The following is a 22639-nucleotide window of genomic DNA, read 5'->3' as shown; positions in this document are numbered from 1 at the left end:
TCTTTACATGGCCAAGAACGCCCCCCTTCCTGTCGTGCTGGACGCTCTGCCGGTGTTGCCGTTGCGCGACGTGGTGGTCTATCCGCACATGGTCATCCCATTGTTCGTCGGTCGCGACAAGTCCATGCGTGCGCTGGAGCGCGCGATGGAGGGCGAGCGGCAGATCCTGCTGATTGCCCAGAAGAGCCCGGATATCGACGACCCGGAGATCACCGACCTGCACCAGGTCGGCACGCTCGCTGGCGTGCTGCAACTGCTGAAGCTGCCCGACGGCACGGTCAAGGTGCTGGTTGAAGGCCAGTCGCGCGTATTGGTGGAGGACTTCAAGGAAGAAGATGGCATGCTCACCGCCCGTTCGCGGGTGATCGAGCCGGTCTACAACGCCAAGGAGCGTGAGCTGGATGTGGTCTCGCGCACGCTGGTCTCGCTGTTCGAGCAGTTGGTCAAGCAGAGCCGCAAGCTGCCGCCGGAAGTGCTGGCCAGTCTGTCCGGCATCGACGACCCCTCACGCGTGGCCGATTCCATCGCCGCGCACCTGTCGGTGCGCATGGCCGACAAGCAGAAGGTGTTGGAGACCGCCGACGTCGGTCAGCGGCTGGAATTGCTGATCGGCCTGGTCGACGGCGAGATGGACCTGCAGCAGGTGGAGAAGCGCATCCGCGGCCGGGTCAAGTCGCAGATGGAAAAGAGCCAGCGCGAGTACTACCTCAACGAGCAGATGAAGGCGATCCAGAAGGAGCTCGGCGACGGCGAGGATAGCCCCAACGAGCTCGAGGAGCTGCACAAGAAGATCGAAGGCTCCGGCATGCCCAAGGCCGTGCTGGCCAAGGCGCGGCAGGAGTTCAGCAAGCTCAAGCAGATGTCGCCGATGTCGGCCGAGGCCACCGTGGTGCGCAACTACCTCGACTGGCTGGTCGGCGTGCCGTGGAAAAAGCGCAGCAAGGTGCGCAAGGACCTTCAGCTGGCGCAGGAGGTGCTCGACGCCGACCACTTCGGCCTGGAGAAGGTCAAGGAGCGCATCCTCGAATACCTCGCCGTGCAGCAGCGCGTCTCGGTGATAAAGGGGCCGATCCTGTGCCTGGTCGGCCCGCCCGGCGTGGGCAAGACCTCGCTGGGGCAGTCGATCGCCAAGGCGACCAACCGGAAATTCGTGCGCATGAGCCTCGGTGGCGTGCGCGACGAAGCCGAGATCCGCGGCCACCGACGCACCTATATCGGCTCGATGCCGGGCCGCATCGTGCAGAACATCAACAAGGTGGGTACGAAGAATCCGCTGTTCGTGCTGGACGAGATCGACAAGATGTCGATGGACTTTCGCGGCGATCCGTCATCGGCGCTGCTGGAAGTGCTCGATCCGGAGCAGAACCACGCGTTCAACGATCATTATCTGGAGGTCGACCTGGACCTTTCCGAGGTGATGTGGATCGCCACCGCCAATTCGCTGAACATTCCCGGCCCGCTGCTGGACCGCATGGAAGTCATCCGCATCCCCGGCTACACCGAGGATGAGAAGCTCGGCATCGCGCAGAAGTACCTGCTGGCGAAGCAGCTCAAAGCGAACGGCCTGAAGCCGGAGGAACTCAGCATCACCGAGGATGCCTTGCGCGACATCGTGCGTTATTACACGCGCGAATCGGGCGTGCGCAACCTGGAACGCGAGATCTCCAAGATCTGCCGCAAGGTGGTCAAGGAGCTGGCGCTGGGCCAGGTGAAGAAGGCCAAGGCGAAGGCCTCGCCCGCGAAGGCGGCCAAGGGCAAGGCGAAGGCAGGCCCCGACCGGGTCAAGGTGGATTCGTCCAACCTGGATCAGTACCTGGGCGTGCGCCGGTTCGACTTCGGCCGCAAGGAACTGCAGAACGAGGTGGGCCTGGTCACCGGGCTGGCCTGGACCCAGGTCGGCGGCGAGCTGCTCAGCATCGAGGCCTCGGTGGTGGCCGGCAAGGGTCGGCTGGTGCATACCGGTCAGCTTGGCGACGTGATGAAGGAATCGATCCAGGCGGCACTGTCGGTGGTGCGTGCGCGCGCCGACCGGCTGGGGATTGATCCGGAGTTCCATCAGAAGTTCGACATCCACGTGCATGTGCCCGAGGGCGCCACGCCGAAGGACGGCCCCAGCGCCGGCATCGCCATGTGCACGGCGCTGGTTTCCGTGCTGACCAAGGTGCCGGTGCGCTCGGAGGTGGCCATGACCGGCGAGATCACCTTGCGCGGTCGCGTGCTGCCGATCGGCGGCCTCAAGGAAAAACTGCTGGCGGCACATCGCGGCGGGATCACCACGGTGATCATCCCGGAGGACAACAAGAAGGATCTGGTGGACATGCCGGCCAACATCACCTCGTCGCTGGAGATCCATCCGGTGCGCTGGATCGACGAGGTGCTGGATATCGCCCTGGAGCGCCCGTTGCAGCCGAATCCGGCCAAGGAAACCACTCCCGCTGCGGTTGCCGGCGAGTCGACGGAAGGACACTCGTTGACGCACTGATTCGCCCGGCTCCGCTTCCCCAGTGGTGTTCCATCCGAAGTGCCCCGCCGTGCGGGGCACTTTTTTTGTTTTTCCCCGTGGGTCGACGAAGTTGTCCCGTTGCTCCCGCGGTATCGCTTTTGCAAGCGTTTCCGCAAGTCGCGAATCTTTGGGAAACCTTGCTGTGACTTGTGTTGCGGAGCCCGGCAGGGCACTGGTATAAAGGCGCTACCGCAGTCCCGGCGTTGTATGTCAGCGCAGCGATGCGGGGTTGCGTTACGGCCCAGGCATGAGCCAACCATCCATGTCGCTGCTGTCCGTCTCCGTACCGACCGCACCGACGAAATCCGAACAAGGGAGTTTTTCAATGAATAAAACCGATCTGATCAATGCCATCGCCGAGAAGGCCGAGCTGACCAAGGCCGACGCTGGTCGTGCTCTCGAAGCCTTCTTCGAGACCGTGCAGAAGTCGTTGAAGAAAGGTGAGGATGTCTCGGTGGTGGGCTTCGGTACGTTCACGGTGCGCAAGCGCGCTGCCCGTACCGGCCGCAACCCGCGCACCAACGAGGCGATCAAGATCAAGGCCTCGAAGGTGCCTGCCTTCAAGGCTGGCAAGACCCTCAAGGATGCCCTAAACTAAGCGGCTAACGCTTGGTTTCGGGTGCTTAGCTCAGCGGTAGAGCGTCGCCCTTACAAGGCGGTGGTCGTAGGTTCGATCCCTACAGCACCCACCAGAAAAATGCGGAGTGGTAGTTCAGTCGGTTAGAATGCTGGCCTGTCACGCCGGAGGTCGCGGGTTCGAGTCCCGTCCACTCCGCCACAGTTCGCAAGGGCGCCCGTGTGGCGCCCTTGTCATTTGAGCGATGTGCGCACGCGCGGTCCTGCACGCACGTCGGCAGGCGGTTTGTTCCATCCGCGTATCGCGCGCTTTCACCACCTTGCGGGAAGATTGCAATGCTGCAGGCAATGCGTAACAAGATGCACGGATGGCCGTCCATCATCGTGCTCGGCCTCGCCGTCCTGGCGATGTCGCTGTTCGGCATGGAGAGCTACTTCATGTCCAACGACGACGCCTTCGTGGCGAAGGTCGGCAAGCACGAAATCGACCAGCGCGCCTACCAGGATCGCGTGAACCAGCTGCGGCAGCAGGCAGCCGAACAGCAGGGCGAGCATTTCGATTCCAGCGCCTTCGAAAAGAACGAGACGAAGCTGCGCATCCTCGACGGCATGATCGACGAGCAGTTGCTGCTGCAGGCCAATACGGACTGGGGCCTGCGGGTTTCGGATCTGTCCATGCGCGATTACATCGCCTCGATCCCGGCGTTCCAGGTCAACGGCCAGTTCGATGCCACCAGCTACCGCGCATGGCTCACCAGCCAGTACAAGACGCCGGAGATGTTCGAGAACGAGATTCGCGCGTCATTGGCCACCCAGTTGCTGCCGGCGGCGATCAGCGCCAGCACCAGCACCAGTGACGCCCAGCTCGACGGCTTCCTGAAGCTGCTCAGCCAGCGCCGCGACCTGCGCTACTTCCAGCTGCCGCGTCCCGCGCTGGAGAACAACGCGGTCAGCGATGCCGAGATCGAGAGCTGGTACAAGGCGCACCAGGCTGATTACATGAACCCCGAGCAGGTCTCGGTGAAGTACGTCGAAGTCGTCGGCGCCGACCTGCCGCTGGCGGCCGAGCCGAGCGACGAGGAGCTGAAGAAGCGCTACGCGAGCGAGAAGCAGCGTTTCGTGCAGCCGGAACAGCGGCAGGTCTCGCACATCCTGATCAACGTGCCGGCCAACGCCACGCCGGAGCAGCAGAAGGCTGCCCTGGCGAAGGCCGAGAAGATCGCTGCGGAGGCCAACCCGGGCGACTTCGCCAAGCTGGCCGAGCAGGATTCGCAGGACCTGGGTTCCCGTCGCCTGGGCGGCGACCTGGGCTGGCTGGAAAAGGGCGTGACCAACGAAGCCTTCGATTCGGCCCTGTTTGCGATGCAGAAGGGGCAGATTTCCAAGCCGGTGCTGTCCTCCGACGGCTACCACATCATCTGGCTGCGCGACATCCGCAGCGGTGAATCGAAGCCGTTCGAGGAGGTGCGCGACCAGCTGGTCAAGGAAGCGACTACCGCCGAACGCGACCGCACCTACAACGACGTCGCGGGCAAGATGTCCGACAACACCTACCAGAACCCGACTTCGCTGGAGCCGGCCTCGGTCGCCCTGAAGCTGCCGATCAAGACCACAGCGCTGTTCACGCGCAAGGGCGGTGAAGGTGTGGCGGCGAACCCGAAGGTGATCGCGGCGGCGTTCAGTGACGACGTACTGGTCCAGGGCAACAACTCGGGGTTGATCGACCTGGGCAACAACCACTCGGTGGTGATCCACGTCGACCAGCACGTGGCCGCGGCGGCCAGGCCGCTGGCGGAAGTGCGGGCCGACGTGCAGCAGAGGATCCTCGACGCGCGCGTCGCCGCCATCGAGAAAAAGCAGGCCGACGACGCCTTGGCCCGCCTGCGCAAAGGCGAGTCGATGGACGATGTGGCGAAATCGCTGAGTGCCAGCATCACTACGGCGAACGAAGTGGTCCGGCGTGCGCAGATGCCGGCGCCGATGCTGACGCAGGCATTCCTGCTGCCGCACCCGGCGGCGGGCAAGCCGCAGTACGCCGCAGTGGATATGCAGGACGGCAGCTATGTGCTGCTGGCCGTCGACAAGGTGCAGGACGGTGACTTGTCGAAGGTGCCGCCGGAGCAGCGCGAGTCGCTGCGCCAGCAGATGGCCCAGTCGTACGGCTATGAAGCCACGCGCGAGCTGATCGACCAGCTCAGGGCGAAGGCCAAGGCCAAGATCAAGATCAACCAGCAGCGACTCTGAGCCGTCGGCGATCGGTCGCGACCGGCATCATGCAAAAGGGGCAGCCAGTTTCGGCTGCCCCTTTTTACCTATGGCGGATGGACTGTCGAGTGCTGCAGTGGAACACCGACGGCGCGGATGATGCGGCGCTTGCCGTTCGGGCAACGGAGCCAGGGGTGTCCCGATCTGGCCCGTCATCCCCGCTTTTGCGGGGGTGACGGCAGTTGTTCGGACCGTTCCTGGTCCGGCGCGCTTACCGTCAGGGTCTGACCAGGCTTCAGCGCATGGCTGCCCAGGCGGTTCCAGCGCTGCAGCTGGCTGACGCTGATCGAGTAGGCGCGGGCGATCTGCCACAGGCTGTCGCCGTGCCTCACGGTATGGGTCTTCCGGGCCGTGCTCGGATCAGGCACCGGCCTGGCCGCGATGTCGCCGCCGCCAAGGCTGGCCAGCAAATCGCCGCCGGCGCTGCTGGCTTGTTCGAGCAGGGCATCGCGGAACTGGCGGGCGTGGCGGGCCGGCAGGATCAGGTAGGGGGCCGTGCTGGCATCGATCGTGTTGCTGCGGAACGCCGGGTTGAGGTGTCTCAACGCCTCCACCGACATGCCGGCGTGATCGGCCGCCCGCGTGATCGGCATCGAGCGGGAGAGCTCGGTCCGCACCAGCTGCTGCTCGTCCGGCAGCGTGGGCAGGCTGACGTTGAAGCGTTCCGGTTCGCGCACTACGCAAGCCATGCCGAGCAGCCTGGTCAGGTGTTCGCGCGTCACCTTGCGCACGGGCAAGTGCGGGATCGCCGGCTGCTCCGCGGGCATGCCGTGCGTCTGGATCATCTGGCGTATCTTGAATTCGCCGGCGTTGTACGCGTAATCGGCCACGCGCCAGTCCTGGAACTGTTCGTGGTACTGCTCAAGCAGTTTCATCACGGCGTTGGCGGCGGCGGGCACGTCAAGCCGGCCGTCGTAGTGGCCATCGACACGCAGCCCCATCGCGCCGGCGGTCATCGGCATGATCTGCCACATGCCGGCCGGGCGGCGCTTGCGCGCAGCTACCGGCTGGAAGCGGCTTTCCACCCAGGGCAGCAGCACGAACTCGCCGGCGACGTCGTAGCGGTCCGCCACTTGTTGCACGTACACCAGGCGCGGCAGCACCGCCTGCAGCTGGCTTTCGAACTGCCGCGGATGGCGCGTGTAGTGTCTGGCCCACGCCAGCACAGCGGGGTCGGCGTCGCAACCCGGCATGGCAAAGCTGCTGCGCAACCGCTCCCAGACGTCGGCTTCGGGAGCGGGTGCAGGTGCGGCAGTCGGCGGCGCGGTTTCGGCAGAAGTCGCCGCGGTCGGCAGGTTCGCCGCGGTCGTTGGTCGCGGGCCGTGCGAAGGTGCACTGGCACAGGCAGCGAGCAGCATCGCCAGGAATGCCGGCAGGAAGCGGGCAGGCTGTCTCATGCCTGGAATCCGTCTTTGGCACTGCGCACGGCAGCAAAGCGCGCGACGCGGCTCTGCCCGGCGCCCTGCCGCCCGCACCAGGCGATGACGGCATCGGCATCGACACGCAGGAACGGATTGGTCGCCCGCTCGCGGGCAAGCGGCACCGGCAGGGTGGGGCGAAGTTGCTCGCGCAGCGCGGCCACCTCCTGCAGCCGTTGTTGCAGGTCGGCGTTGGCCGGTTCGACCGTGCGCGCAAAGCGCCCGTTGGCCTCGGTGTACTCATGGCCACCGCAGACCAGGGTATTGCCAGGCAATTGCGAGAGGCGATCCAGCGAGGCGAGCATCTGCGCCGGCGTGCCTTCGAACAGGCGGCCGCAGCCCAGGCTGAACAAGGTGTCGCCGCACAGCAGGAAACCGGCGCCGACGTAGGCGACGTGGCTGAGCGTGTGGCCGGGAATCGCGATTACCTCGAAGTGCGCAGAGGGCGCGGCCAGCTCGACCCGATCGCCGTCGCGCACCCGCGTGGTCGCGCTGTCGATGCGTTCGTCGTCCGGCGCGTAGACCGGCACGTCGTGGCGCGCGCGCAGGGCCGGCACGCCGCCGATATGGTCGTGGTGGTGATGGGTCAGCAAAATCGCACGCAGCTGCAGACGATGCGTGACCAGTGCCTGTTCGACGACCGCGGCATCGCCCGGGTCGACCACGATGGCGTTGCCGTCGTCGTCGTGCAGCAGCCAGATGTAGTTGTCGGCCAGCGCCGGTAACGGGATGAGATGCAAGGCGGGCTCCGCTGCGTTTGAGGAACATCCGGCGAACCGGGTGTCTTCCCTGTGGAACGACAGACGCAGCCATCCGGGGCGCGCATGAGACGGTCGAATATAAAGGGGCGTCGATACCTGCTCGTTAGCAGAACGTTAACCAGCAGTGCAGCTGTTCAGCAGCGTGCGGCAGTTCCGTCTCGCCCGCGACTTGCTCTGCCCGCTGCCGCCAGCGGCTACACTCCTGCTTCAGATGAATGACCGGGTCAGCCGCAAGCAACAACGTGATGACCGCATCTATGCCAGCGCGCCGTTGCGCCGCTTGCTGGATGCGCAGACCTGCGCGCTGAAGCCGGCCCTGCAGCGTTGTGCCGGCGTCCACGCGCTGCTGCTGGGCGCCGTCCGCGGCGATGCGCCGCCGACATTGCCGATGCTCGGCTGCTGGACCAGCCTGCAGCTGTCGGAAGGATGCTTCACGGGCGATCTGCAGGCCGCCGCGGACGAACCCTTGCCCTTCATCGACGATGCGTTCGAGCTGGTGCTGCTGCGGCATGCGCTGGAGGTGGCGCCGCTGCCCTCGGGCCTGCTCGATGAAGCGGTTCGCGTGCTGGCGCCGGGCGGCGTGCTGGTGTTGACCGGGATGCACCCGTTCAGCGGCTGGTCGCCATGGTGTTGCTGGCATGCGCGTCGCAAGCGCCCGGCCCTGCAGATGCCGTGGCGGCTTCGACGCCAGCTCGAGCTGGCCGGCATGACGATCGAGCAGCTGCAGCGGGTGGGCAGTGTGTGGCCGGGAGGAAAGACCGCGCGGCGTACGCTCGCCGGCGCTTTCGGTGGCGGCTACGTGCTGGTGGCGCGCAAGCGTCGGCGTCTGGCCACGCCGCTGCGGCTCAGGCCGGCGCCGGTGCGCGTGCCGGCGAATGGTCGGCTGTCGCCGGGTACCCGGCGCAGCGCGGCTCTGTGATTTCCAATGGAGTACGTGGGCAACGATGAGCGAAGTGGAAGCATTTACCGACGGCGCCTGCCTCGGCAACCCGGGGCCGGGCGGCTGGGCTGCATTGTTGCGGGCTGGGAGCAGCGAACGCATGTTGGCCGGCGGCGACCCAGCCACCACCAACAACCGGATGGAGCTGATGGCCGCGATCGGTGCGCTGGAGGCATTGAAGCGGCCGTGCCGGGTGACCCTCACCACGGACTCGCGCTACGTGATGCAGGGCATCGAGCAGTGGCTGCCGAAATGGCGCGCGAACGGCTGGCGCACGGCCGATCGGAAGCCGGTGAAGAACCAGGACTTGTGGCAGCGCCTGTCCGATGCGATCGGCGACCACCAGGTGCGCTGGCAGTGGGTGAAGGGCCACAACGGCCACAGCGAGAATGAACGCGTCGACCAGGCCGCGCGCGAACAGGCCGAACTGTTGAAGGGCAGGGCATGAGGCAGATCGTTCTCGACACCGAAACCACCGGCCTGGAAGTGCGCCAGGGCCACCGGCTGGTGGAAATCGCCTGCGTCGAACTGGTCGAGCGCCGACTTACCGGTCGGCACTACCAGACCTACCTGAACCCGGATCGGGCGATCGACCAGGGCGCCCGACTGGTCACCGGCATCGAGGACGAGTTCCTGCTCGACAAGCCGCGCTTCGCTGAGGTGGCGACGGAGTTCCTCGCCTTCATCGACGGCGCCGAGCTGATCATCCACAACGCCAGCTTCGACATCGGCTTTCTCGATGCCGAATTGGCCCGGCTGGGTGAACACGCCGGCCGGATCGGCGACCGCTGCAGCGTGCTGGACACCCTGGCGATGGCGCGCGAGCGCTACCCCGGCCAACGCAACAGCCTCGATGCGTTGTGCAAACGGCTCGGCGTGGACAACTCGCGGCGCGACCTGCACGGCGGCCTGATCGACGCGCAGCTGCTGGCCGACGTGTACCTGGCGATGACCTCGGGACAGGTGGCCTTCGACCTTGGCTTCGAGGGGGCGAGCGAACAGCTCGACGTGATGGTGGCTGCGCCGGTGGTGCTGCATGTGCGGCCGCGGGTATTGCGTGCCTCGGCGGAGGAGTTGTCGGCACATGAACAACGCCTGGATGCATTGGACAAGAGCGGTGCGGATGGGCAGAGCGTGTGGCGGCGGTTGGGGTGAGTGTGCAGCGCCGGCTCAGCGGGAACGCACGATCAGCACGGTGATATTGTCGTCGCCGCCACCGTCGAGCGCGTCCAGCAGCAACTGATCCACGCATTCCTGAGCAGCCAGCTCGGAGCGTGCAATCGTGCGCGCGATTGCCGTGTCATTGACGTTCTCGGTGAGCCCATCGCTGCACAGCAAGAAGGTCATACCCGGCTCCAGCTCGCCGCGGGCCATACCGATGTGCAACTGTTCGGCAGTGGTCACGCCGAGCGCCTGGGTGAGCACGTTGCGCTGGGGATGCTGCGATGCCTGTGCCGGGTCGAGCCGGCCAGCCTCGACCAGCGCCTGTACCAGCGAGTGGTCGTGGCTGATCTGCCGCAGGCCCTGTTTCCACAGGTAGATCCGACTGTCACCGACCCAGGCGACTTCGTAGCCGTCGTCGCTCGTCCGCAGCGCAGCAATCGTGGTGCCCATCGGCAGCACGTCGATGTTGTGCCGGCTTCGTGCCAGCAGCCGCCTGGCAGCGACGTGTATCGCCTCGATCAGGCTCTGGCCGCGGCCGACCACCTCGATCACGGTGTCGCGCACCAGGGCCGATGCGACTTCGCCGTGCTGGTGCCCACCCATGCCGTCCGCGACCAGGAACAGGCCGAGCGAGGCGTCGGCGTAGTAGGTGTCCTCATTGCGCGTGCGACGCAGGCCGACGTGGGTGCCGTGTCCGAATTCGATCATGGGAGGCGAGGCAGGATGGATGTGGAGGAGCATGACGGATGTTGGAGGCTGGTGCAAAAGCGCAGGCTGCGCGCGATGGTTGGGTGGGGATTGCCGGGGCCATTCATGGCCCCGACCCCTCCGCGCTGCGCGTTGCGGGACCAGCCTGCGGCTGTCCGAATTCGCTCCCGGCGAATTCGTCGCTCGCGAAGGCAGGATGCCGAAGCGAACATCGGCGTAGCCGATGGCCCGAAGGGTGAGGCGCAGGGTGCGCCGGATCACCCGGGTGGGTTCGTCCACACCACCCTCTCCGCCAGACACAAAAACGCCCCACGAAGGGGCGTTTTTGTGTCTGGCGGAGAGGGTGGGATTCGAACCCACGGTACGCTTGCACGTACGCCTGATTTCGAGTCAGGTACATTCGACCACTCTGCCACCTCTCCGAAGGGGTGCGCGTGGTCCGCGCGAGCCGGCAAGTCTACGCGGTGCTCCCAGTCATGACAAGCAGGGCGGACGCCCGCCTGTCGCGACCGGATGGGCGGCTCAGCCAGCCTTCTTCTTGGCCAGCCGCAGCCAGGTGTCGACGACGGTGTCCGGGTTCAGCGACAACGATTCGATGCCCTGTTCCATCAGCCACTCGGCCAGGTCCGGGTGGTCGCTGGGACCCTGGCCGCAGATGCCGATGTACTTGCCCTTGGCGCGCGCGGTCTTGATCGCCATCGCCAGCAGCTTCTTCACCGCCGGATCGCGTTCGTCGAACAGGCCGGCGACGATGGACGAATCGCGGTCCAGGCCCAGGGTGAGCTGGGTGAGGTCGTTGGAGCCGATCGAGAAGCCATCGAAGATGTCGAGGAACTCGTCGGCAAGCAGCGCGTTCGAGGGCACCTCGCACATCATGATGACCTTGAGCTCGTGCTCGTTCTGCTTGAGGCCGTTCTTTGCCAGCGCCTCGATCACCTTGCGGCCTTCACCGAGCGTGCGCACGAACGGGATCATCACCCACACGTTGGTCAGACCCATCGCCTCGCGCACGCGCTTGACCGCGCGGCATTCCAGGGCGAACGCCTCGGCGAAGCTGGGGTCGACGTAGCGGCTGGCGCCGCGGAAGCCGATCATCGGGTTTTCCTCGTGCGGCTCGTAGCGCGAGCCGCCGATCAGACCGGCGTATTCGTTGGACTTGAAGTCGGACAGGCGCACGATCACCGGCTTCGGGTAGACCGAGGCGGCGATGGTGGCGATGCCCTCGGCGAGGCGGTCGACGTAGAACGACACCGGATCGGCGTAGCCAGCCATGCGTTCGTCGATCTTCGCCTTGGTCTCGGCATCCTGCTTGGCATATTCCAGCAGCGCCTTCGGGTGTACGCCGATGTGGCTGGCGATGATCATCTCCAGGCGGGCCAGGCCGATGCCGGCGTTCGGCAGCATGCCAAAGTCGAACGCGCGCTCGGGGTTGGCCACGTTCATCATGATCTTCAGCGGGGCCTCGGGCATCGCGCCGAGGTCGGCGGTGATGCGCTCGAACTTCAGGAGGCCTTCGTAGATCGTGCCGGTGTCGCCTTCGGCGCAGGACACGGTGACCTCGGCGCCGTCCGGGATCAGCTCCAGCGCGTTGCCGGTGCCGACCACGGCGGGCACGCCCAGCTCGCGCGCGATGATTGCCGCGTGGCAGGTGCGGCCGCCGCGATTGGTGACGATCGCCGAGGCGCGCTTCATCACCGGCTCCCAGTCGGGGTCGGTCATGTCGGCCACCAGTACGTCGCCGTTCTGCACCTTGTTCATGTCGGCCAGCGAGCGGACCACGCGCGCCTTGCCGGCGCCGATCTTCTGGCCGATGGCGCGGCCCGTGGCAAGCACCTTGCCCTTCTCGTTGAGCTGGAAGCGCTCGAGCTGGGTGGCATGGGCGCGCGACTTCACCGTTTCCGGACGTGCCTGCACGATGTACAGCTTGCCGCTGTAGCCGTCCTTCGCCCACTCGATGTCCATCGGGCGGCCGTAGTGCTGCTCGATGACCAGCGCCTGCTTCGCCAGCTCCTGCACGTCCGCATCGCTGATGCAGAAGCGGTTGCGCAGTTCGACCGGAGTGTCTTCGGTTTTCACCCGCTCGCCCGGCGCGCTGGAATAGACCATGCGCAACTGCTTGGCGCCGAGGCTGCGGCGGAGCAGGGCGGGCTTGCCAGCCTTCAACGTGGGCTTGAACACGTAGAACTCGTCCGGGTTGACCGCGCCCTGCACGACCATCTCGCCCAGGCCATAGCTGCCGGTGACGAACACCACGTCGCGGAAGCCGGACTCGGTGTCCAGCGTGAACAGCACGCCGGCGGCACCCACGTCCGAGCGCACCATCAGCTGCACGCCAGCGGACAGGAACACGTCCTCGTGCTTGAAGCCCTGGTGCACGCGGTAGGCGATGGCGCGGTCGTTGTACAGCGAGGCGAAGACTTCCTTGACCTTGTACAGCACGTCGTCGATGCCGATCACGTTGAGGAAGGTTTCCTGCTGGCCGGCAAACGAGGCGTCGGGCAGGTCTTCCGCCGTCGCCGAAGAGCGCACCGCCACGGCGATATTGTCGGCGCCGGCGTCCTTGCACAGCTTGGCGTAGGCGTCGCGGATGGCCTGTTCAAGCTCGGCCGGCAGGGCGGTGTCGATGATCCAGCCGCGGATCTCCTTGCCAGCGGCCACCAGGGTGTCGACGTCGTCGACATCGAGCGACGCCAGCCGCTCCTGGATGCGCTTGGCCAGCCCGCTCTTTTCCAGGTATTGCTGGAACGCGCTGGCGGTGGTGGCGAAGCCGCCGGGCACTGACACGCCGAGCTTGGCGAGGTTGCCGATCATCTCGCCGAGCGAGGCGTTCTTGCCGCCGACCTTGCCCAGGTCGGTCATGCGCAGGTGGTCGAGCCAAAGCACCAGGTCGTTCAAGGGTGTCTCCTTAAGGGAAAGCACTGCAGGTAAGTGGAATGGGCGCGCCACGAAGGCCCGGAGCGGGTTGCAAAGAACTGGTATTGTCCGCTGCGGATGGTGCGCGGCACAAGAAGACCATTGCAGGCAGATGTCATTCCAACGGCATACCAGTCAGCTGGCGGTGGATTTCCCGCTTGCGCTAAGGTGCCCCCAAACGCTTTCCCCAAGCAGGACCCCGTATGCAGCGAACGGTTTTCTTCATCTCCGACTCCACCGGCATCACCGCGGAGACGATCGGCAACAGCATCCTGGCGCAGTTCGAGGACGTGCGGTTCGACAAGCATCGGCTGCCGTTCACCGACAATGCGCACAAGGCGGAAACTGCTGCGCTGCGGATCAAGACCAACTACGCGCAGACCGGGCAGCGGCCGATCGTGGTCAACACCATGGCCGATCGCGCACTGTGCGAGATCGTCGCCGCCAGTGGCGCGCTGATGCTGGACGTGTTCGCGCCGTTCATCGGCCCGCTGGAGGATGAGCTTGGCACCAAGCGCACCGGCCTGGTGAACCGCTCGCATGGGCTGGTCGATTTCGACAAGTACGAAGCACGCATCAACGCCACCAACTATGCGCTCACGCATGACGACGGCATCGACGTGAACTACGCCGAGGCCGACTTGATACTGGTGGGGGTGTCGCGCTCGGGCAAGACGCCGACCTGCCTCTACATGGCCTTGCATTACGGCGTGCGCGCCGCCAACTATCCGCTGACCGACGAGGACCTCGAGAAACTCGAACTGCCGTCGCGCCTGTGCCCGTACCGGGACCGGCTGTACGGACTGACCATCGACCCGGTGCGGCTGGCGCAGATTCGCGAGCAGCGTCGCGCCGGCAGCCGCTACGCCACCTTGCAGCAGTGCCGCTGGGAACTGAAACAGGCCGATCGGTTGATGCGCCAGGCCGGCATCCCCAGCCTCAACACCACGCATGTGTCGATCGAGGAGATCGCCAGCAAGATCTTCGACCGCTTCGGTATCGAGCGGACCATGTTCTGACAGGAGCCCGCGTTTCGCATGAGCGTCGTACTGGACAACCGCCGCAGCCTGTTGCCGGGACGCTTCGAGTTCCTGATGGGGCTGTACGCGGAGAACTATCATCGGCTGACGCGGCTGTTCGCGCCGCAGCAGCTGGCGCCGGGCCGCTACGTTTCCAATGTCGGCGACGGGCTGGACGTGCACCTGTACCTGCAGGAGTGCCACCCGTACACGCTGGAGCTGGAGCTCACCTACGATTTCGTCGACGCGCATACCGGCCAGCGCGCGCCGTCGGCACAGTTGCGCATGTATACCGACGCGCACGTGGCGGAAGCCTTGCACTGCCATCCCGGCCGGCACCTATGGCAGGTGCTGGGGCCGTTCCCACCGGCGCATACCGTGTTCCAGCATCGTCTGCGCATGAACGGGTTCCTGTCGCGCTGGCTGGAGTATCTGGCCGAGCAGGGACACTCCGTCGGCACGCTGCAGCCGCAACCGGAACAGCCGAAAGGTGGCAGCCTTGTTTGAAAGTGCGGCCAGGGATGGCCGCCTTTTGACTTTCCAGCGCGCAGGGATGAGCGCATAAGTACAAGCAAGTGCAGCCATGGATGGCTGCCTCTTGATCTTTGCGCACATGGATGAGCGCACAAATACACTGACACCCACAGCAAAAAGCCCGCGCAAGGCGGGCTTTCTGCTTGGATGATGGCGGAGTGGACGGGACTCGAACCCGCGACCTCCGGCGTGACAGGCCAGCATTCTAACCGACTGAACTACCACTCCGCGTTTGCAACGCTTTCCGCGAGCCAACTTGGCGTCCCCACGGGGATTCGAACCCCGGTCGCCACCGTGAAAGGGTGATGTCCTAGGCCTCTAGACGATGGGGACGTTGCTTTTTCGAAAAGTCCGCACATGGAAGTGCGGGTTCTCGCAAAGGACTTGCACTGAATCATTGGTGGAGCCAGGCGGGATCGAACCGCCGACCTCCTGCATGCCATGCAGGCGCTCTCCCAGCTGAGCTATGGCCCCGCCGCTGGAAGCCGAGAAGAATAGGTGCGACCAGCATGTCCGTCAAGCTTTTTTGCGCATGTCGATGCGAAATTGTCCGCCGCCATCGTCCCGTCCGGCGATCCGGCTGGATGCCGTCGTGCTTCGTTTAAGCTGCAGCGGTTCGCGCCTTCCTATGTAGAGTCGATGCATGCACGAAATCGGTTTCATCCGCGACCTGGCCGTGGTGATGATCGTGGCCGGTGCCACCACGATCCTGTTCCAGCGGATGCGGCAACCGGTGCTGCTGGGCTACATCCTGGCCGGCGTGCTGATCGGGCCGCACACGCCGGGCGTGCTGGTGGGCGATCCGCGCGCGATCGACGACATCTCCAATCTCGGCGTGGTGCTGCTGATGTTCACGCTGGGCCTCGAGTTCAGCGTGCGCAAGCTGCGCGAGGTCGGTGTCGGCGTGCTGGTCGCGGCCGTGGCCGAGGTCGGGCTGATGCTGTGGATCGGCTACGGCATTGGCGGTCTGTTCGGCTGGAGCGGCAAGGACGCGCTCTTTCTTGGCGCGATCATCTCGCTGTCCTCCACCATGGTGGCGACGCGCACGCTGGCGGAGGGCGGCCAGCGGCAGCAACCGTTCGCCCAACTGGTGATCGGGCTGCTGGTGGCCGAGGACATGCTGGCCATCGTCATGCTGACCTTGCTCACCGCCGTGGCGATCGGCGGTTCGGTGGAGGCGGAGACCGCGTTTGCGCTGGTCGGCCACCTGGGCCTGTTCGTGATCGTCGGGATGATCCTGGGCCTGCTGTTGCTGCCGCGGCTGGTGGATTATGTGGCCGGTTTCGATCGCGACGAAACGCTGCTGGTCAGCGTGCTCGGCATCTGTTTCGGCGCCAGCCTGTTCGCGGCATGGATGGGTTTCAGCGTGGCGCTGGGCGCTTTCCTGGCCGGCGCGGTGGTGGCCGAGTCGCGCAGCGTGGGGAGGGTGCTGCACCTGGTGGAGCCGCTGCGCGACATGTTCGCTGCGCTGTTCTTCGTGGCGATCGGCCTGAAGATCGACCCGGCGATGCTGCTGCAGTACGCGCTGCCGGCGCTGCTGATCGCGGTGGCCGTCATCGTCGGCAAGACGCTGACGTGCAGCCTGGGCGTGTTCATGGTCGGGCACGAACCACGCACGGCGCTGCGTGCGGGCCTGGGCATGGCGCAGATCGGCGAGTTCTCCTTCGTCATCGCCACGCTTGGGCTCTCGCTTGGCGTCATCAGCGATTTCATCTATCCGATCGCCGTGGCGGTCTCGGTGCTGTGCATGGCCGCGTCGCCCTACCTGAGTCGTTCCGCCGACGGCCTGGCCGATGGCCTGCGCAGGTTGACGCCGCGTTCGTTGAGGTTGCTGGCGACCAGCTACAGCGGTTGGCTGGAGAACCTCAAGCCGGTCGATGAAAACGCGGCAATCGCCGCCATGTTCCGCCGCCTGCTGTGGCATATCGGCATCAACGTGCTGCTGGTGGTGGCGCTGTTCGTGATCGGCGCCTACGTCAATGCGCACAACTGGAGCTGGTTCTCGATGCTTGGCATCGACCGGGAGCTGCGCCACACGCTGATCTGGGCCGCCGCGCTGTTCCTGTCCCTGCCCATGCTGATTGCGGTCTACCGCAAGGCCGGGGCGCTGGGCATGCTGCTGGCGGAGATCGGCATACGCGAGCGGTTTGCCGGCGCCTACACCCAGGCCATCCGCAACGTGTTGGCGAGGGTCATTCCGCTGGCCACCCTGCTGGCGCTGGCGCTGCTGGTGAGCGCACTCAGTTCGGCCATCCTGCCGCCCCGCGGCATCGCGCTGTCCCTGCTCGTGCTGGGCGTGCTGGCGGCGGTGGTGCTGTGGCGCGGCCTGGTGAAGATGCATGCGCGGCTGCAGGCGGCGCTGAAGGAGACCCTGGAAAAGCCCGCCCCGCCCGGGGACGGTGCGGGCTGACGCACGCGGCGCCCGGGAAGGTTGAACCTTTATCCCGACTGACGGTCACAGCCCGGACTCGTTGCCAAGACCAGACAAGCGCCGCACAATGCGGAGCCTGCCTCTATCGGAGGGGCTCGGACGGCAATGCCGGCATATCCATACATGAGGGAGTTACGAATGAAGCACTTTCTGCGTCCCACGCTGACGGCGGTCGCGATGGCCGTGGCGCTGGGCATGACGGCCAGCGCTGTCGCCCAGACCGTTGGCGCGGCCGGTACCGTCGACAAGGCGAAGGCCAGCTATGTGGTGGGTTGGGAGATTGCTTCCCAGGTTCCGCCGATCATGCGCGACGAACTGGACCCGAACGCGGTGGCCAATGCGGTGAAGGCGGCGCTGTCCGGCCAGAAGCCGACCATGAGCGAAACCGAAGCCAAGCAGGTGCACGAAGCCTTCATGGCCAAGATCCAGGCCAAGTATCAGGCCGAGATGACCAAGCTGGCAGCCAAGAACAAGGCCGAGGGCGACACCTTCCTGGCCAAGAACAAGACGGCGGCAGGCGTGAAGACCACCGCGTCGGGCCTGCAGTACCAGGTGCTCAGCCAGGGCACGGGCGCCCGTCCGGGCCCGAACGACACGGTCGAGATCAACTACACCGGCAGCTTCGTCGACGGCCAGGTGTTCGACGCCTCCGCCAAGCACAACCCGCCGGGCGCGGCCAAGATTCCGCTGGCCGGCGTGATCCCGGGCTTCCGCGAAGGCCTGCAGCTGATGCAGGTGGGCGGCCATTACAAGCTGTTCATCCCGGCTGCGCTGGCCTATGGCGCCGAGCCGCAGCCGCCGATGCCGCCGAATGCCACGCTGATCTTCGATGTGACCCTGGTCAAGACCGGTCCGACGCCGGCGGGCGCCCCGGCCGGCAAGTAATCTCGAAGTTCCACCGCCGCCTTGCGGCGACGATCCGGCGGAAGGGCGCGAAGCGATTCGCGCCCTTCCGTTTTTTCGTCGTTGGGCATGCTGCCGCCTGGCGCGTTCGAGCGGCTAGAATAGACGGCTTGATTTTCAAGGGATTGCTGCAGCGATGATGAAAGTCACCATCTTCGGTACCGGTTATGTGGGCCTGGTCACCGGTGCCTGCCTGGCGGAAATGGGCAACCACGTGGTCTGTGTCGACATCGACGCGGGCAAGGTCGGGCGGCTGAAGCGCGGCGAGGTCCCGATCTACGAGCCGGGCCTGGAGTCGATCGTGCAAAGCAACCACGCCAGCGGCAGGCTCGATTTCACCACCGAGGCGGCCCCGGCGATCGCCCACGGCGAGCTGATCTTCATCGCCGTGGGCACCCCGCCGGACGAAGACGGCAGCGCCGACCTGCGGTACGTGCAGAAGGTGGCCGCCACCATCGGCCGGCATCTGGAGCGTTACGCCGTGGTGGTGAACAAGTCGACCGTGCCGGTGGGCACCGCCGACCGCGTGCGCGAGGCCGTCGCGGCCGAGCTGGCGGCGCGCCATGCCGCGGTGGAATTCGACGTGGTGTCGAATCCGGAGTTCCTGAAGGAAGGCGCGGCGGTGGAAGACTGCCTGCGCCCCGACCGCATCGTGGTGGGCGCTTCCAGCACGCGCGCGGTGGCGTTGCTGCGCAAGCTGTACGCGCCGTTCAACCGCAACCACGACCGCATGGTGGTGATGGACGAGCGCTCGGCCGAGCTGACCAAGTACGCCGCCAACGCGATGCTGGCGACCAAGATCAGCTTCATGAACGAGATCGCGAACATCGCCGAGCGGGTGGGTGCCGACGTGGAGCTGGTGCGCCAGGGCATCGGCTCCGACCCGCGCATCGGCTACAGCTTCATCTATCCGGGCGCCGGTTACGGCGGTTCGTGCTTTCCCAAGGATGTGCAGGCGCTGGAGCGCACCGCGCACGCGCACGGCTACGAGGCGCACCTGCTCGGTGCGGTCGAGACGGTCAACCGGCAGCAGAAGGGCAAGCTGTTCGAGCTGATCTCGCGGCATTTCGACGGCCAGCTGGCCGGCCGCACGATGGCGCTGTGGGGTCTGGCGTTCAAGCCGAATACCGACGACATGCGCGAGGCCTCCAGCCGGCGCCTGATGGAACAGCTGTGGGAAGCCGGCGCGAAGGTGCGCGCGTTCGACCCGGAAGCGCGCGAGGAAGCCCGGCGGCTGTACGGCGAGCGCGCCGATCTGGTGCTGTGCGAACACGCCATGGACGCCGTGCAGGGCGCCGACGTGCTGGCGGTGGTCACCGAGTGGAAAACGTTCCGCAGCCCCGATTTTGCGGCGATCCGCGGGGCGCTGGCGGTGCCGGCCGTATTCGACGGACGCAACCTGTACGACCCGGCCGTGGTGGAGGAGGCGGGCCTGGCCTACTACGGCATCGGCCGCGGCCGCAGCCTGCAAGCGCCGCGATGAACGGCCCGAACGACATGCTCGCCCGCAGGCTCGACGAGATGGAGGTCAAGCTGACCTTCATCGACGAGGCAGTGCAGGCGCTGACCACGGCGGACGCCGACCAGTCGCAGCGGATCGCCGCGCTGGAGCGCGCGCTGCGCGACCTGCGCGGCGAGATGGCATCGATGCGCATCGCGCAGGGCGACGATCCGCACAACGAACCGCCACCGCCGCATTACTGAGCCAATCCATTCCAACCGTCGATCACGGACTACCCGCATGGCCGATTCCCTGCGCGATCAGCTGCTCAAGAGCGGCATCGTCAAACAGGTCCAGCAGGACCGCGCGCGCGAGCCCAAGCGCCCGCCCCCGCCGTCGTCGGGCAAGCCCGCACGCAAGGGCGGCAAGCCACATGCAGCGTCGCACGCCGCACGGCCCGCGGGGCAAAGCCAGCAGGACATCGACCTGGCCAAGGCGTACGCGCTGCGCGCCCAGACCGAAGCGCGCGAACGCCAGCAGATCGAACGCGAGGCCGCCGAACAGGCGCGGTTGCGGCGCGAGCGCAAGCAGCAGATCCAGCGGTTGCTCGAAGGCAAGGCGCTGAACAAGGCCGAGGCCGACCACCCGCGCAATTTCGAGTACGCCGGCAAAATCCGCCGCGTGCATGTGGATGCCGCGCAACTGGCGGCGCTCAACGCCGGTGAACTGGGCGTGGTGCAGCACGGCGGTCGTTACCTGCTGGTCAGCCGCGGGATTGCCGAGCAGGTGCGCGAGATCGATCCGCACCTGCTGGCGCTGCTGGTTGATCCGTCTGCCGGTGCGGACGACGATGGCGTGCCCGACGACCTGATGTGGTGATCGGGCGGGAGACGGCCTGGCCGCCTCCCATGTTCGCGGCTTGCTACTCGTCGCCCTGCGCCAGCGCCGGAAGCTCCCAGCCGTTCTTCGGCCGGAAGCGGTCGCCGTAGCGCTGCGCCAGCTGTTCGAGCCTGCCCTTGAGCTTGGCGGCGCCTTCGCTGCGCACGTACTGGATCGGGCCGCCGCGGAACGGGGCGAAGCCGGTGCCGAAGATCACCCCGGCGTCGAGCAGGTCGGCGTCGTCGACCACGCCGTCGGCGAGGCAGGCGACCGCCTCGTTGACCATCGGCAGGATCATCCGCTCCTGCACGTCCGGCGGCGCTACGTATTCCTTGTCGATCTCGGGCTTCTCCGGCTTGCCGCCCTGCCACACGTACAGGCCCTGGCCGTCCTTCTTGCCGCGCTTGCCGGCCGCGAGTTTCTCCTCCAGCCCCGGCGGCAGTTCCAGTCCCAGGAACGGCGCCAGTTCCTTGCCGACCGAGGCGCACACGTCCAGGCCTACCGTGTCGGCCAGCTCGATCGGCCCCATCGGCATGCCGAACTTCTTCGCCTCCCGGTCCAGTACCGGGCCGGGCACGCCCTCGCTGTACAGGCGCAGCGCTTCCAGCAGGTACGGCATCAGGATGCGGTTGACCAGGAAACCCGGCGTGCCCTTGACCGCCACCGGCAGCTTGCCGATCGCCTTGCAGAACGCCAGCGCGCGCTTCTCGATGGCCGGGTCGAGCCGGTCGTGGCGCACCACCTCCACCAGCGGCATCTGCGCCACCGGATTGAAGAAGTGCAGGCCGAGGAATCGCTGCGGCGCCTTCAGGTTCCCGCGCAGCTCGTCCAGCGGGATGCTGGAGGTATTGCTGGCGAGGATTTCGTCGGCCCGGAACTGCGGTTCGATGCTGGCATACAAGGCCTCCTTCGCCCGGGCGTTCTCGTAGATCGCCTCGATCGCCAGGTTGGCCGAGGCCACCCCGCTGCCCTCGACGTCCGCACGCAGGCGACGCATCGCGGCCTCGACCTGCTCCGGCGTCTTCAGTTTCTTCTCGTAAAGCTGGCGGGCGCGATCCAGCGCAGGCTGGACGAATTTCATCTCGCGGTCCTGCAGGGTCACCTCAAAGCCCTTCAACGCCGCCCACGCGGCGATGTCGCCGCCCATTACGCCGGCGCCGACCACGTGCACGTGCTTGATGCCGTGCTCGGTGCCGCTGCCCTGGGCCTTCAGCCGCTCCTGCAGGAAGAAGATGCGGATCAGGTTCCGTGCGGTCGGCGTCTGCGCCAGCTTCGCCACCGAGCGTGCCTCGATCTTCAGCCGCTGCTGGATGCCGGAACCGCCGCGCTGCCACACATCGATGATCGCAAATGGTGCCGGGTAATGTTCCTTGCGCACCTTCGCGGCGGTTTGCTTGAACACCATCGGCGCCAGGATCTGCCGGGCCAGCCAGGTATTGCTGGCCCACGCCTTGGCGCGCCGGGCGAACGGGCGGGGTGCGGGGTGGCGCAACAGCAGTTTCGCTTCGGCGAGCAGTTCGTTTGGGCGGGCCAGCCGGTCGACCACGCCGAGGCCCAGCGCACGCTTCGCCGACAGCGACTTGCCGGTCAGCATCAACGGCAGCGCCTCGGTGGCGCCGATCAACCGCGGCAGGCGCGCGGTGCCGCCCCAGCCGGGATGGATGCCCAGCATTACCTCGGGCAGGGCGATCTTCGTCTTGTCGTCGTCGGCAGCGATGCGCTGGCGGCAGGCCAGCATCAGCTCGGTGCCGCCGCCCATGCAGGCGCCATGCACGGCCGCCACGGTCGGGCAGGGCAGCCGCGCCAGCGCCTCGTAGACGCGCTGGCCGTGCTCGATGTTCTCCAGCACGCTGTCGTGCTTCGCGTACCCGATGAATTCCTTGACGTCGGCGCCGACGGCAAAGCCCGAGGGCTTCGCCGAATGGACGATGACGCCGGCCGGCTTCTCGATCGCCAGCCGCTCGACGATCTGTTCCAGCTCGTCCAGCACCGCGCGGGAAATCGCATTGACGCTGCTGCCGGCGCGGTCGAGGGTCAGCGTGACGACGCCGTCGTCGCCTTCGCTGGTCTTCCAGTGGTTGAAACGCAATCCTTCGAACATGGGCGTAGGGGCGTGGTGGTCGAGGCCTGAACCATACCGTTCCGCTGCCATGATTGCGAGATGTGACGTACTTGCTTGACCGT

The 22639-nt window shown here is 66.2% G+C and carries 18 protein-coding genes and 6 tRNA genes; 15 read left to right on the top strand and 9 right to left on the bottom strand.

Translation table 11 applies throughout. The features are described 5' to 3' along the window. The first annotated feature begins 7 nt into the window (after window positions 1-7). The 5 genes from lon to LRK53_RS12115 all read left to right on the top strand — a co-directional run bounded on the left by lon (window position 8) and on the right by LRK53_RS12115 (window position 5323). Window positions 8-2482, top strand: a complete 2475-nt coding sequence (gene lon, locus LRK53_RS12135; RefSeq protein ID WP_027492331.1) for an endopeptidase La — start codon at window positions 8-10, stop codon at window positions 2480-2482. A gap of 346 nt (window positions 2483-2828) precedes the next feature. After that, window positions 2829-3101, top strand: a complete 273-nt coding sequence (locus tag LRK53_RS12130; RefSeq protein ID WP_007511239.1) for an HU family DNA-binding protein — start codon at window positions 2829-2831, stop codon at window positions 3099-3101. A gap of 19 nt (window positions 3102-3120) precedes the next feature. Then, window positions 3121-3195, top strand: a tRNA-Val gene (locus LRK53_RS12125). Between the two features lie 9 nt (window positions 3196-3204). After that, a tRNA-Asp gene (locus LRK53_RS12120) sits at window positions 3205-3281 on the top strand. A 134-nt stretch (window positions 3282-3415) separates the two neighbouring features. After that, window positions 3416-5323 (top strand): SurA N-terminal domain-containing protein, encoded by a 1908-nt coding sequence (locus LRK53_RS12115; RefSeq protein WP_027492332.1) that lies wholly within the window; start codon window positions 3416-3418, stop codon window positions 5321-5323. A 173-nt stretch (window positions 5324-5496) separates the two neighbouring features. Here the strand turns inward: LRK53_RS12115 and LRK53_RS12110 are convergent, their stop codons facing one another. Both LRK53_RS12110 and gloB read right to left on the bottom strand, forming a co-directional pair. Further along, complete coding sequence (locus tag LRK53_RS12110) at window positions 5497-6537, bottom strand: transglycosylase SLT domain-containing protein (RefSeq protein ID WP_027492333.1); 1041 nt, start codon at window positions 6535-6537, stop codon at window positions 5497-5499. A gap of 200 nt (window positions 6538-6737) precedes the next feature. Further along, complete coding sequence (gloB, locus tag LRK53_RS12105) at window positions 6738-7502, bottom strand: hydroxyacylglutathione hydrolase (RefSeq protein ID WP_027492334.1); 765 nt, start codon at window positions 7500-7502, stop codon at window positions 6738-6740. Window positions 7503-7734: 232 nt separating this feature from the next. Here gloB and LRK53_RS12100 point away from each other — a divergent pair, with 232 nt between their 5' ends. From LRK53_RS12100 to dnaQ, 3 genes are read left to right on the top strand one after another with little or no spacing between them, the layout of a single operon-like run. After that, window positions 7735-8442 carry a methyltransferase domain-containing protein gene (locus LRK53_RS12100; protein ID WP_027492335.1) on the top strand — a complete coding sequence of 236 codons (708 nt, stop codon included), beginning with the start codon at window positions 7735-7737 and terminating at the stop codon, window positions 8440-8442. Between the two features lie 25 nt (window positions 8443-8467). Next, on the top strand, window positions 8468-8911 hold the full coding sequence (rnhA, locus tag LRK53_RS12095; RefSeq protein WP_027492336.1) for a ribonuclease HI: 444 nt from the start codon (window positions 8468-8470) through the stop codon (window positions 8909-8911). After that, window positions 8908-9618, top strand: a complete 711-nt coding sequence (gene dnaQ / locus LRK53_RS12090; protein WP_027492337.1) for a DNA polymerase III subunit epsilon — start codon at window positions 8908-8910, stop codon at window positions 9616-9618. Before rnhA ends, dnaQ begins: the two co-directional genes overlap by 4 nt. A 15-nt stretch (window positions 9619-9633) precedes the next feature. Here the strand turns inward: dnaQ and LRK53_RS12085 are convergent, their stop codons facing one another. From LRK53_RS12085 to ppsA, 3 genes are all read right to left on the bottom strand, one after another. Then, the gene (locus tag LRK53_RS12085) at window positions 9634-10335 is read right to left on the bottom strand and encodes a PP2C family protein-serine/threonine phosphatase (RefSeq protein ID WP_027492338.1); all 702 of its coding nucleotides are present in this window, start codon (window positions 10333-10335) and stop codon (window positions 9634-9636) included. 332 nt (window positions 10336-10667) lie between these two features. After that, window positions 10668-10757 (bottom strand) — tRNA-Ser (locus LRK53_RS12080). Window positions 10758-10857: 100 nt separating this feature from the next. Next, window positions 10858-13230 (bottom strand): phosphoenolpyruvate synthase, encoded by a 2373-nt coding sequence (gene ppsA, locus LRK53_RS12075; RefSeq protein WP_027492339.1) that lies wholly within the window; start codon window positions 13228-13230, stop codon window positions 10858-10860. Window positions 13231-13451: 221 nt separating this feature from the next. Here ppsA and ppsR point away from each other — a divergent pair, with 221 nt between their 5' ends. Both ppsR and LRK53_RS12065 read left to right on the top strand, forming a co-directional pair. Then, entirely contained in the window at window positions 13452-14267 is an 816-nt protein-coding gene (gene ppsR / locus LRK53_RS12070) for a posphoenolpyruvate synthetase regulatory kinase/phosphorylase PpsR (protein WP_235642168.1), read from the top strand. A gap of 18 nt (window positions 14268-14285) precedes the next feature. Then, window positions 14286-14774 (top strand): DUF1249 domain-containing protein, encoded by a 489-nt coding sequence (locus tag LRK53_RS12065; RefSeq protein ID WP_027492340.1) that lies wholly within the window; start codon window positions 14286-14288, stop codon window positions 14772-14774. A 178-nt stretch (window positions 14775-14952) separates the two neighbouring features. Here the strand turns inward: LRK53_RS12065 and LRK53_RS12060 are convergent. From LRK53_RS12060 to LRK53_RS12050, 3 genes are all read right to left on the bottom strand, one after another. Further along, a tRNA-Asp gene (locus LRK53_RS12060) sits at window positions 14953-15029 on the bottom strand. 29 nt (window positions 15030-15058) lie between these two features. Further along, window positions 15059-15134, bottom strand: a tRNA-Glu gene (locus tag LRK53_RS12055). A gap of 65 nt (window positions 15135-15199) precedes the next feature. Beyond that, window positions 15200-15275 (bottom strand) — tRNA-Ala (locus LRK53_RS12050). Between the two features lie 169 nt (window positions 15276-15444). Here LRK53_RS12050 and LRK53_RS12045 point away from each other — a divergent pair. The 5 genes from LRK53_RS12045 to LRK53_RS12025 all read left to right on the top strand — a co-directional run bounded on the left by LRK53_RS12045 (window position 15445) and on the right by LRK53_RS12025 (window position 20455). Further along, entirely contained in the window at window positions 15445-17211 is a 1767-nt protein-coding gene (locus LRK53_RS12045) for a cation:proton antiporter (protein ID WP_027492341.1), read from the top strand. Window positions 17212-17370: 159 nt separating this feature from the next. Further along, a complete protein-coding gene (locus LRK53_RS12040; RefSeq protein WP_027492342.1) occupies window positions 17371-18117 on the top strand; it encodes an FKBP-type peptidyl-prolyl cis-trans isomerase in 747 nt (248 codons plus the stop codon). Between the two features lie 157 nt (window positions 18118-18274). Next, a complete protein-coding gene (locus LRK53_RS12035; protein ID WP_027492343.1) occupies window positions 18275-19618 on the top strand; it encodes a UDP-glucose dehydrogenase family protein in 1344 nt (447 codons plus the stop codon). Further along, window positions 19615-19839 carry a SlyX family protein gene (locus LRK53_RS12030; protein ID WP_008434801.1) on the top strand — a complete coding sequence of 75 codons (225 nt, stop codon included), beginning with the start codon at window positions 19615-19617 and terminating at the stop codon, window positions 19837-19839. Before LRK53_RS12035 ends, LRK53_RS12030 begins: the two co-directional genes overlap by 4 nt. Before the next feature lie 37 nt (window positions 19840-19876). Next, window positions 19877-20455 carry a DUF2058 domain-containing protein gene (locus LRK53_RS12025; protein WP_027492344.1) on the top strand — a complete coding sequence of 193 codons (579 nt, stop codon included), beginning with the start codon at window positions 19877-19879 and terminating at the stop codon, window positions 20453-20455. Window positions 20456-20498: 43 nt separating this feature from the next. On the opposite strand, the gene LRK53_RS12020 is transcribed toward LRK53_RS12025, so the two are convergent. Continuing rightward, window positions 20499-22556, bottom strand: a complete 2058-nt coding sequence (locus LRK53_RS12020; RefSeq protein ID WP_027492345.1) for a 3-hydroxyacyl-CoA dehydrogenase NAD-binding domain-containing protein — start codon at window positions 22554-22556, stop codon at window positions 20499-20501. Window positions 22557-22639: the final 83 nt, after the last annotated feature.

Source organism: Rhodanobacter thiooxydans, from assembly GCF_021545845.1.
Lineage (GTDB): Bacteria > Pseudomonadota > Gammaproteobacteria > Xanthomonadales > Rhodanobacteraceae > Rhodanobacter.
Note: the sequence above shows the minus strand (reverse complement) of the source record. Positions and strands in the feature narration are given on the sequence as shown.

Excerpts from the sequence above, each read along its gene's own strand:
- LRK53_RS12020 (WP_027492345.1), bottom strand. The coding sequence starts at position 22,556 with ATGTTCGAAGGATTGCGTTTCAACCACTGGAAGACCAGCGAAGGCGAC.
- LRK53_RS12085 (WP_027492338.1), bottom strand. The coding sequence starts at position 10,335 with ATGATCGAATTCGGACACGGCACCCACGTCGGCCTGCGTCGCACGCGC.
- LRK53_RS12110 (WP_027492333.1), bottom strand. The coding sequence starts at position 6,537 with ATGCCGGGTTGCGACGCCGACCCCGCTGTGCTGGCGTGGGCCAGACAC.
- rnhA (WP_027492336.1), top strand. The coding sequence starts at position 8,468 with ATGAGCGAAGTGGAAGCATTTACCGACGGCGCCTGCCTCGGCAACCCG.
- LRK53_RS12065 (WP_027492340.1), top strand. The coding sequence starts at position 14,286 with ATGAGCGTCGTACTGGACAACCGCCGCAGCCTGTTGCCGGGACGCTTC.
- LRK53_RS12100 (WP_027492335.1), top strand. The coding sequence starts at position 7,735 with ATGAATGACCGGGTCAGCCGCAAGCAACAACGTGATGACCGCATCTAT.
- LRK53_RS12130 (WP_007511239.1), top strand. The coding sequence starts at position 2,829 with ATGAATAAAACCGATCTGATCAATGCCATCGCCGAGAAGGCCGAGCTG.
- lon (WP_027492331.1), top strand. The coding sequence starts at position 8 with ATGGCCAAGAACGCCCCCCTTCCTGTCGTGCTGGACGCTCTGCCGGTG.
- ppsR (WP_235642168.1), top strand. The coding sequence starts at position 13,452 with ATGCAGCGAACGGTTTTCTTCATCTCCGACTCCACCGGCATCACCGCG.
- LRK53_RS12035 (WP_027492343.1), top strand. The coding sequence starts at position 18,275 with ATGAAAGTCACCATCTTCGGTACCGGTTATGTGGGCCTGGTCACCGGT.
- dnaQ (WP_027492337.1), top strand. The coding sequence starts at position 8,908 with ATGAGGCAGATCGTTCTCGACACCGAAACCACCGGCCTGGAAGTGCGC.
- LRK53_RS12045 (WP_027492341.1), top strand. The coding sequence starts at position 15,445 with ATGCACGAAATCGGTTTCATCCGCGACCTGGCCGTGGTGATGATCGTG.
- LRK53_RS12115 (WP_027492332.1), top strand. The coding sequence starts at position 3,416 with ATGCTGCAGGCAATGCGTAACAAGATGCACGGATGGCCGTCCATCATC.
- LRK53_RS12040 (WP_027492342.1), top strand. The coding sequence starts at position 17,371 with ATGAAGCACTTTCTGCGTCCCACGCTGACGGCGGTCGCGATGGCCGTG.
- LRK53_RS12025 (WP_027492344.1), top strand. The coding sequence starts at position 19,877 with ATGGCCGATTCCCTGCGCGATCAGCTGCTCAAGAGCGGCATCGTCAAA.
- LRK53_RS12030 (WP_008434801.1), top strand. The coding sequence starts at position 19,615 with ATGAACGGCCCGAACGACATGCTCGCCCGCAGGCTCGACGAGATGGAG.